Annotated in this window: 9 protein-coding genes; 4 read left to right on the top strand and 5 right to left on the bottom strand. The window is 60.3% G+C overall.

The window, feature by feature from the left end; all coding sequences use genetic code 11:
* From N1F91_RS30475 to N1F91_RS30460, 4 genes are all read right to left on the bottom strand, one after another.
* Window positions 1-1,411, bottom strand: a 1,411-nt coding sequence (locus N1F91_RS30475; protein WP_289997674.1) for a condensation domain-containing protein, incomplete at its 3' end; no start/stop codon positions are given.
* Entirely contained in the window at window positions 1,411-2,511 is a 1,101-nt protein-coding gene (locus N1F91_RS30470; protein ID WP_289997672.1) for a prohibitin family protein, read from the bottom strand. The genes N1F91_RS30475 and N1F91_RS30470, both read right to left, overlap by 1 nt.
* Window positions 2,508-4,256 (bottom strand): ATP-binding cassette domain-containing protein, encoded by a 1,749-nt coding sequence (locus tag N1F91_RS30465; RefSeq protein ID WP_289997671.1) that lies wholly within the window; start codon window positions 4,254-4,256, stop codon window positions 2,508-2,510. The genes N1F91_RS30470 and N1F91_RS30465 overlap by 4 nt, the downstream gene beginning before the upstream one ends.
* A 199-nt stretch (window positions 4,257-4,455) precedes the next feature.
* Window positions 4,456-4,950 (bottom strand): DUF697 domain-containing protein, encoded by a 495-nt coding sequence (locus N1F91_RS30460; RefSeq protein ID WP_289997670.1) that lies wholly within the window; start codon window positions 4,948-4,950, stop codon window positions 4,456-4,458.
* An 86-nt stretch (window positions 4,951-5,036) separates the two neighbouring features.
* Between N1F91_RS30460 and N1F91_RS30455 the strand changes: the two genes are divergently transcribed.
* The 4 genes from N1F91_RS30455 (at window position 5,037) to N1F91_RS30440 (ending at window position 7,586) form a co-directional block, all read left to right on the top strand.
* Complete coding sequence (locus N1F91_RS30455; RefSeq protein WP_289997668.1) at window positions 5,037-5,255, top strand: MbtH family protein; 219 nt, start codon at window positions 5,037-5,039, stop codon at window positions 5,253-5,255.
* Between the two features lie 100 nt (window positions 5,256-5,355).
* The gene (locus tag N1F91_RS30450; protein WP_289997667.1) at window positions 5,356-6,015 is read left to right on the top strand and encodes a 4'-phosphopantetheinyl transferase superfamily protein; all 660 of its coding nucleotides are present in this window, start codon (window positions 5,356-5,358) and stop codon (window positions 6,013-6,015) included.
* Between the two features lie 445 nt (window positions 6,016-6,460).
* On the top strand, window positions 6,461-7,168 hold the full coding sequence (locus N1F91_RS30445; RefSeq protein ID WP_289997665.1) for a DUF4357 domain-containing protein: 708 nt from the start codon (window positions 6,461-6,463) through the stop codon (window positions 7,166-7,168).
* Window positions 7,169-7,256: 88 nt separating this feature from the next.
* Window positions 7,257-7,586, top strand: coding sequence for a hypothetical protein (locus N1F91_RS30440; protein ID WP_289997664.1), 330 nt, complete (start codon window positions 7,257-7,259; stop codon window positions 7,584-7,586).
* A gap of 396 nt (window positions 7,587-7,982) precedes the next feature.
* Here N1F91_RS30440 and N1F91_RS30435 read toward each other — a convergent pair whose 3' ends face one another.
* Window positions 7,983-8,264, bottom strand: a complete 282-nt coding sequence (locus N1F91_RS30435; RefSeq protein ID WP_289997662.1) for a hypothetical protein — start codon at window positions 8,262-8,264, stop codon at window positions 7,983-7,985.
* Window positions 8,265-8,584 lie beyond the last annotated feature (320 nt).

Below are 8,584 nucleotides of genomic sequence, written 5' to 3'. Positions count from 1 at the left end.
CGCCCGCCACCTCACGCTCCGTCGCGTTGAACCCGGAAAGCAGCGCCACATCCGAAGGCGGCGTCAGCGACAGCGAGGCCAGCGGGGTCTCACCACCGCAATCCGAAAACTGCTTCAGAACATGAAGCAATTGTTCTGCGACTCTCCGCAAGCCTGCACTATCGAAGTTTTCCGTCGCCCCATTCAGGTCAATGACCAATTGCTCTTCCATCTGGGGGTAAATCGCGAGGCTCAATCCATCCACAGGCCCATTCGACAGATTGCGGGTCTCGCTTCGCAGGTTCCCAAACGGGATGTCATAGTCAAACGCCATCTGGTTGACATGGACCCGCGTCAGTGGGGCGTCCGAGTGGGCCCCGACAATCTCTTTTCTCAGGATTTCGTATCGGAAGCGCTGGCGTCGCAGGTTCGCAAGTTGCTGACCCCGGATGACAGCAAGGAGCGACCTGGTTGACTGATTCCAGATATCGCGGAGTCTCAGGTGTCCCACGTTGGAAGACATCGACACGACCGCCCTCGCTGCTGAACCGAAACGGCCAAGCAAGGGTGTGCCAACCACAACGTCATTGCGCCCCTGTCTGACCGCCTCGAGAATCGCCACGGCTGCGATCACAACCTGACCAGGCGTAACCCCGTGTGTTTCAGCCAGGCCGTTGACCGCCTGCAGGTCACCAGCCCGGATAACTATCCGATGACGAGCGAAGTGGGCCTCGTCGGCTTCTGATCCGCGTTCCTCGAAGGGCGCGGCCAAGTCGGCGTCTGCCAACAGCGCATGCCAGTAAGTCCGATCACGAGAGGACGTATCGCCTTCCTGGTAGGCGATCTCTTCTTCAAGATGGGCGGCATACAGCTCCGTAGCGAGCGGCTCGCATCGCGATCCGTCCGAAACAATCTGACCGTAGCGAGATGCGACCTTTCCAATCAGGCGCTGTCCGGACCAACCATCAGCGATGATGTGGTGGCTGACTTGCACCCAGTCAGTCTGGCCTTCACGCGACTTGATCAGCGCCCAGCGAAAAAGCGGTCCCCGTTCAAGATCGAACGGGCAATGGACCATACGCGAACATATAACTGCATGGGCAGCCGCGGGATCGGCAACCTCGCGCAGGTCATGGAATGGGACCTCAACGGGGCCGCGATCCACTGCAACCTGTTGCGGTTCGCCCTGCGAAGCCACGATGACCATTTGCAGTGCCGGCGTCGCAGCAACGACGTCCGCCGCAGCCTGGCGAAACAGCGCTATATCCACATCGCCGTCAATCGTCGTCACCTGCGCGAGATTGAAACGGTTTCCGCGGGGATCGCGCAAGTGGGCGAAATAAATCCCCAGTTGCGCTGGACTCAGCGGCAGAGCGCCTGGAGTGCCGAATCCTTCGCCAACAGCACGGGCTGCCGTGTAATGATCGCCCATTATTCGCTTCCAATTCGTGCGGGGAAACGCACCTCGGATTTTGGATCCAGAACCGGCGACACGGCGTCATCCGAGCCGGTATAGCCGGGTCCTGCATCGATCAGGCGCTGCGCATCATCGAGGCTGCCCTGGTCGAGCGGCATATTGTCATCGAAGGACGTCGTTGCTCCTTCGTCGGCGGGTGTCGCGATCTCGACTGCATCCCTGCCATCTGATCGCGTATCCAGGATCAGGGGGAGCCCGGTCGCGCTGTTGCCGATCACGACGATCTTGCTGTTGGGCGATTGAGCAAGCTTCAGCGTCGCCTCGATCCCTCGCCACCGCAGATAGCTTTCGGTGATGCCTGGGGTCACGATCTCCTGAAAGCTTCGGATGCCCTCCGCCTCGACACGCTTGCGCTCGCTTTCCAGCGCCTCGCGCTCGACCCTGAAGTTGAACTCCTGGACTATCTGCGCTTGCTCGAGCTTTGCCTCGATAGCCCGTGCGATCCGCTCTGGCAGCGTTACGCGCTTGATCAGTACATCCGACAGAATCACAACGTCGGATGTGGAGCCGGGCACCTCCAGGCGAGGACCGATGCCGTTCGGCAGCGATCTCTCCGTAACCTGGTCGTAAATCCGTTTCTGGACCAACGAACGCGCATTGGTGAAGAGAGCCTCGGCGGTAAACTGCGCGATAACCTGCCGCAAGACCGAGCCGATTTCGGGGACAAGCAGTTTTTCTATGTAGTCGGGACCAATCTCGTTGTTAAGGCTCACGAGGTTCGGGCCGGCCACGCGCCATCGAAAGCCCAATTCGACTTCGAACGCCAGACCATCCCTGGACAGGACCTGATAGGTTCCAACCCGGTTTTGAAGCCGCAGATCGTAAATATAGATCTTGTCCCAGGGAAGGATCAGGTGCAGCCCTTCCGACAGCGGCACTCGCGACACGCCGCTGCCAAACAGTGGAATTCGATGCCAAAGGACACCGGCATGCCCCACGGGGACGGTGTGAACGATCACGTTCCACAGGACCACCAGCAGGAATGCGGCAACAAGAACCAGGAAACTCAAGCCCAGGCTGATCTTGCGGAACAGACGCAGCGAATATGCCTTCAATCCAGGCCTCCTGGGACAAGACGTCCCTCAACCATGTGCAGACGGCGATCGCAGCAATCGAAATACTGCTCGTCATGAGTGATGGCGAACACCGTTCGGCCCTCGGCCCGAAGGCCAGGAAGGATCTCGCGGTAGAATAGCGCGCGAGTTTCGGGGTCCTGGTCCGCTGCCCATTCGTCCAGCACCAGGATGGGCCGCTGCTCGGCCAGCGCCAAGGCCAGCGCGACACGCTTTCGCTGCCCCGTTGACAGTTGATCTCCGTGAAGCTCCGTCAGATCCGGGCCCAGCTTGTCGCGAATGCCGAACCGCTCCAACCAGTCCGCAAAGACCGCCATGCCGGTTACGTCGAGGCCGAAGGGACGGTCGAAGAGGTGGAAATCGGCAAACACGCCGGCAAACAGCTCGCGGTAGGCTTGCGGCGGCATGACAGGAACTGTCTCTTCGTTGAGCGATAGCTCGCCTGAGCGCCGCGGATAAAGACCGGTCAAAACACGTAAAAGCGTCGTCTTGCCCGAGCCGTTGCCCCCGGTCAGAAACACGATTTCTCCCCGGTTCAAAGTCAGATCGACATTCGCGATTGCAAAGCCATCACCCTTGCCATGCGCGTATCCAACGCCGACCATTGCGATCCGGTCGAAGGCTGCGGCTATGGCGCCATCGTCTTGCGGCGACTGTCCATCTGGCGACAGCCCGGACGATCCTGTGCGCAGGGAAGCAACCTGAGCTTCGAACCCGGTGATGGCGTTCAACGCATGCTGAGCCGTGGCAAACTGCTGAACCGTCTGCACCACGCTTCCGATCGGCCCAAGCAGGAAAATGACCGCGACCACGATACGGGAGATGTCCTCCTCACCTCGCCCGGAAATCAGCGGCATGACAAAAACCACCGCGCCGGCCATCAGGTATGAGATCGTCGTCCCGGTCGCGATCAGATCCGCAAAATGCGCTGCCGTGCCGGACCTGGCCTTGGCAAGCAGGGCCGAACTGGCTCGCATTGCATCTTCAAGGCCCGCGCGCCTGCGAAGGCTCAGTTGAAGTTCCTTGGCCCCATTGGCTATCGCGTCGGTGAGGGCACGAAACTGCTCGTCTGCTGCCGCAGCCGACGCCATCTCGGCATCCATCTGCTTTTGTCGACCGAGATATCCTCCGACTGTCAAGCCCACGACGACCAGCGCCAGAACCCCGGCAAAAATCGACAGGGAAAGGACGTAGGCGAACATGAACACCAGCAGGATCAGCGCTTCCACACCGGCAATGATCGGAACAAGAGTTTGCGACAGGCTCCCGTAATTTGCTGCGATACCGTCCCGAAGCCGGGCCAGGCCGATCTGCTCAATATCCTGCAGCGAAAGTTGAAGCACATCCGCCACAACGCGTTGGCGCTTTTGATCGAGCGCAATCTCGATTGCACTCGACGCACTACGGATCAATCGATCCTGTGAGAACCGGTAGATGACCAGCAGGATTGCAAACAAGACGGCGAGCAAGATCGAATAGCTCTGTTCGTCGATCTCACGCGCTTCAGCGTTGAGCAGGAACAGCACACCGGTGCCGCAAAGGGCCGCCAGAACAGCGACAAAAGTCAGGCGGCCAAGTGAGCCTTCCGCCAAAAGGCCAGCCAGCGCGCCAAGACGATTCGGCTTTGAATCATGCGTACTGTCCTGCCTGCTGCGCGGTGGCGGGATCAGCCCGAGCAGCCGATCCCCCAACCCGGCCGTATGACCAGGCGTATTCTCATCCGACATGGAAATCTCGACGCCTTAGGTGTCCGAGCGAGGTGCGGCCACCATCAAGACAAGTGCCATGACAAAAGGCGTCAGCAGCAGACTGAGGACGAACACACCCGCGAAACCAACCGCGCGCTTGCGACCAATGTATCCAAGCGCCCCGGACAGAACCACATATGCGAGGATCAGAAAGGGCATAGGCATGGCACCGAGCCTATCAGGCTCGTGCACGCGCCGCGGAAAACTCTTTCTTCAGGTCTTCCTCGACCGCAGCCGCACTGAAGGATTTCAGCGTCCCGCCCGCCTCGAAATGCCGAACGAAGATCTTGCCGATCGCGTATGTTGCAGCCGACCCAAAAGCCGCAAGACCAACGCTGCCCAGGATCGTACCTCCCACAGGAACAACCTTGAGCGCCGAACCGAGCAAACTGCCGCTGATGGCGGCCGGCGCAAGAGTACCCAAAAGCGCGGAAATCACGGCCTGAAGCGTCTCGCTCGACGCATCCACGCCGTACACACCCGCGAGATCGCGAACCATTTTTACCTGCACGGCGCCAAGAGCCAGGAGATCGACATAGGGAACTGGCACGACGGCTGCCGCAGCAGACCACGCCACAGACCGCGAAATCACAACCGCAGCCTCGGCATGCACGTCCCGCTTGATCTGCTCGCCAGCGGGCGACCCAGCCAAAATCGTATCGTCCATCGTCATGAGAGCCCTTCCTTAGCGAGTTGTCGAATGTTGCGATCCGAGATAACAGAACTCCTCCCTCAACGAAAGCCAAAAGACGGTATCCCATGGTCGACCTGAACAATGCAAACTGGAGCATGGACGGAGACGTGTTCAAGGTTCTCATCAATGGCGAGGGACAGCACTCGCTCTGGCCCTCGGCACAGCCCATCCCGGACGGCTGGCGCCAGGTCGGGCCTGTGGGTCCAAAAAAGGATTGCCTCGACTGGATCAAGGCAAACTGGCCAGACATCGCGCCCCTATCCATAAGGGCTCCAATCCACTGAAACATGACCGACGGTGCCGAATGACCAACCGGTCGCTATAGCTGCGCACAGACCGGGAGCAATAGCACACGCCGTCGAGATCGTCGCCGATGGGAAAGTCGTGATCCTGTACGCGCAGACGACGGAACTCAATGACTTGCATTCGCATCGGCGCTATCTGAATTCAGAAGAAAGCGAGCGCCTGAAGTTGTTCCGCTCCACCGAGGCAGCGCATGATTTCCTCGCAGCAAGGATGTTGACCAGGCTGTTTCATGCGCGATGGCTCTCATGCAATCCAGATGAGATACGTATTACGGCGCGGGAGCACTGCAAGCCCGAGCTCATCCTGCCGGAAGGTCTACGGACGCGTGACCTGCCATGTTTCAGTATTTCCCATTCGGCTGGCTGGATCGCAATTGCCATCCATCGAGAGCTGCCCATCGGGGTGGATATAGAACTATCGACCACCTGCAGCCGGGAATTGCTTGACACCATGCGCCAGATCTACACGCCGACAGAAGCCGCGCTTGTGGCAACTGAACACGATGACGAAGGAAGACGAAGGCGCTTCCTGACCCTGTGGCGCGCCAAGGAAGCCGTGATGAAGGCCACTGGGCTAGGCTTTGCGCTCCCACCGATCTCGTTCACGGTGTTAGACGTGGATGGCAAGATGAATTCCACAGTCGACGCCAGTGGCCGCGTGTGGCGCCTCGAATGTGTTGCCCTCACATCCGAATGTGAAGCGGCATGCGCATGGGAGCATCGCGCATCTTCGGAGTGAACCGTCCCGGGTTTACCGGTTTGGAGAAACCGCTGCTCTCAGGCCACGGCCTTGAGCGGCTCCGGGGCATAGTTCAGGGTAGCAGGCCGTCGAGGTGGCTTTGCGATGGCCGGCGACGATGGGGCGATGGCGTCGATGAGATGGGGATCAGCCGCTCGACCAGCATGTCGGTGACAATCATCGGGGGCTCCGGGAGAGGTCTGGGAAGGCAACGCCGGGCCATTCAGCCTGGGTCGAAATCAAAACGCACCGGCGCCGAAACGCCGTTGGTGACCACGCGGTTGCAACCCCACGCTGCACGACACAAGGCTGGCTGAGGGCGGCAAGATCGATTCAACTGGGCGACTCCGACCAAGGAAACGGTCGTCGGTTGTGCCGAGCACGCACGATGTCTGAGCCATCGTGCGATGGCTCGCATGTCCTGCCGCCGATGTAAATACTTGGAATGTGTCAATGCACTAGCCGCAGCGCCAAGGGTTTCTGGACCGACACGGTCGTCCTGATCAGCAAGGACGATAACCTGACGAAAAGTCACGCGCGTTATGTCGAGTCCTGCCTCATACGAAGCGTCGGCAGCAATTCTCGCTGGACCCTGCCCAACACACGAACGCCTTCCGATGATGCCGGCAAGCTGCCGCTGACCGATCGTGCCGCCATGGACGAATTCGTGGATCAGACGAAGACGCTGGTCGGCGCACTTGGATGGGATCTGTTTCGCGAAATCCGCGGTCGAGCACCAGAACAGATGTCCGTTCCGCAGGTGCCGAAAGCTGAGAGCCACCAGAGCCCTCGATTCATCTTTCGCGGTGACGGCTTTACGGCAGAGATGGAGATCGGGCCGTCCGTCGATATCTTGGTCACGGCAGGATCGAGGGCAAGGGCCCGGACGGCGCCAACGACACCGAGAGGCACGATCACGCTCCGGAACACACTCATCGAAAAGGGCGTGCTTCGAGCGGAGGGTGAATTCCTCGTCTCTGCAAGTGCCTACAACTTCACTTCCGCTTCCGCTGCGGCTGCGACCGTGATAGGCGCGAGTGCCAATGGTCGGGCCTTATGGAAGCTCCCGGATGGACGCACCTACGCGGAGTGGGAGGCCGGAAAGGAAGGCCCACAAGATCCGATCGAAACCCAGCTTCACGATCCGACTTGACGGCCAACCTCGGGATGTGGCGTACGTGCGAAGCGGGCGCGAGGCGACCGCAGCTGCTTAAGAATTTAATATTCAAGGTAGCGAACGCGTGACCGCATCGGGCCAGAATGTTTTGGGTCACGCCATCGCCACCGAACGCACGAGACCCTTGGTGCCACGCTTTCACTTTCACCTCAAATCGAACCGACTATTGAACGGGGACGACGTCGGTAAGGAGCTCGCCAATGCGTCTCTCGCCTTGGTCCACGCGCGCAAGCTGGTGGCAAAGATCATCCAATACACCGACGGGGCCTACGAGGACGGCTTGCGCATGGTCGTCACAGAGCTGCCAGATCCCATGGAAGGGTCGACGTTTCAGCTCATCGTGCCGTTTCCACGCCCAGATCATATCGATGGCGAGGCATTCGGGCAGAAATAGCTCGCGCTAAAGAGCGTTTCCGACAGATGCCGAGCTGCCGGCTCCCGGACTTTTGGGGGTTCGGTGCAGGTGGTTCGGTGGCAGTGGCACCGGGATCGACCACGACCTTTTGCGGCGGCCGCGATGGTCAGAAAGATAGCCTAGCGTCTCACCTCGAATGCGCCTCGGTTCACGCCTCGGCATAAGGTTGGCCTGGCGTTCAGCATTTTCAGCCACACTTGCCAATTTCCGCAAACGACTGTTCGCGCCGGGCGTGATAGTGTTTTTCCGGTTGCGCCTCGCAGCCCGATCTTTGACATGGTGGAGATGGCCATGACGGGCCGAGGCGCGCGGCAGGCAGTCGAGACGCCCTGTGCCTTAAGCCATGGCCCCTCGGTCCGTCACTGCCTTTCCACGTCACCCTCCCCGTATCCACCATGCGCCGATGCCGACGGCCGCGGTGACGGCGATCCAGAACAGCCGGTCGACCAGACCAAACGTCACGCCGCGCCGGTCGCTGGTCTTTTCGAGGTCGGTGAGCCGCGTCGAAATGCCGTTCATCCGCGCGTCGCTGGCATCGAGACGTTTGAAGAGTGTGCTGGTGCGCTCCTCGATACGCACCAGCACGATGAGCGCCTCGGCCATCTTGTCGAGCTTGGTTTCGATGCGGTCGAGGCGGCTCTCATCAATGTCGGCCATCAGCGCTGCTCCAGCTTCCTGCGCAACCCGATCAGGCCAAGCCCGAGCACGATCAGCGCGGCTGGGGTAGGAGCGTTGCCGGCACCGTTGAGTATGGAGATGATTTCTCCGACCTGCCCGAGTGCTGTGGCGTCCGGCGCGATGATCTGACCGGTGCCGGTGGCGAGCGAGGCGGCGCCGACCCACCAGGTGAGCGATCTGTCAACGGCGGAGCAATTCTAGGCCACTGCGGCGGAGTAAAAGCAGGCCACTTGCGAGAGGGTGCGCCGAAGCAGAGAAGGGGCCCGATCGGGTCCCTTCTCTGCTTCGGCGGCCGGTCG

The organism is Aquibium sp. ELW1220 (assembly GCF_030398385.1).
GTDB lineage: Bacteria > Pseudomonadota > Alphaproteobacteria > Rhizobiales > Rhizobiaceae > Aquibium.
Note: the sequence above shows the minus strand (reverse complement) of the source record. Positions and strands in the feature narration are given on the sequence as shown.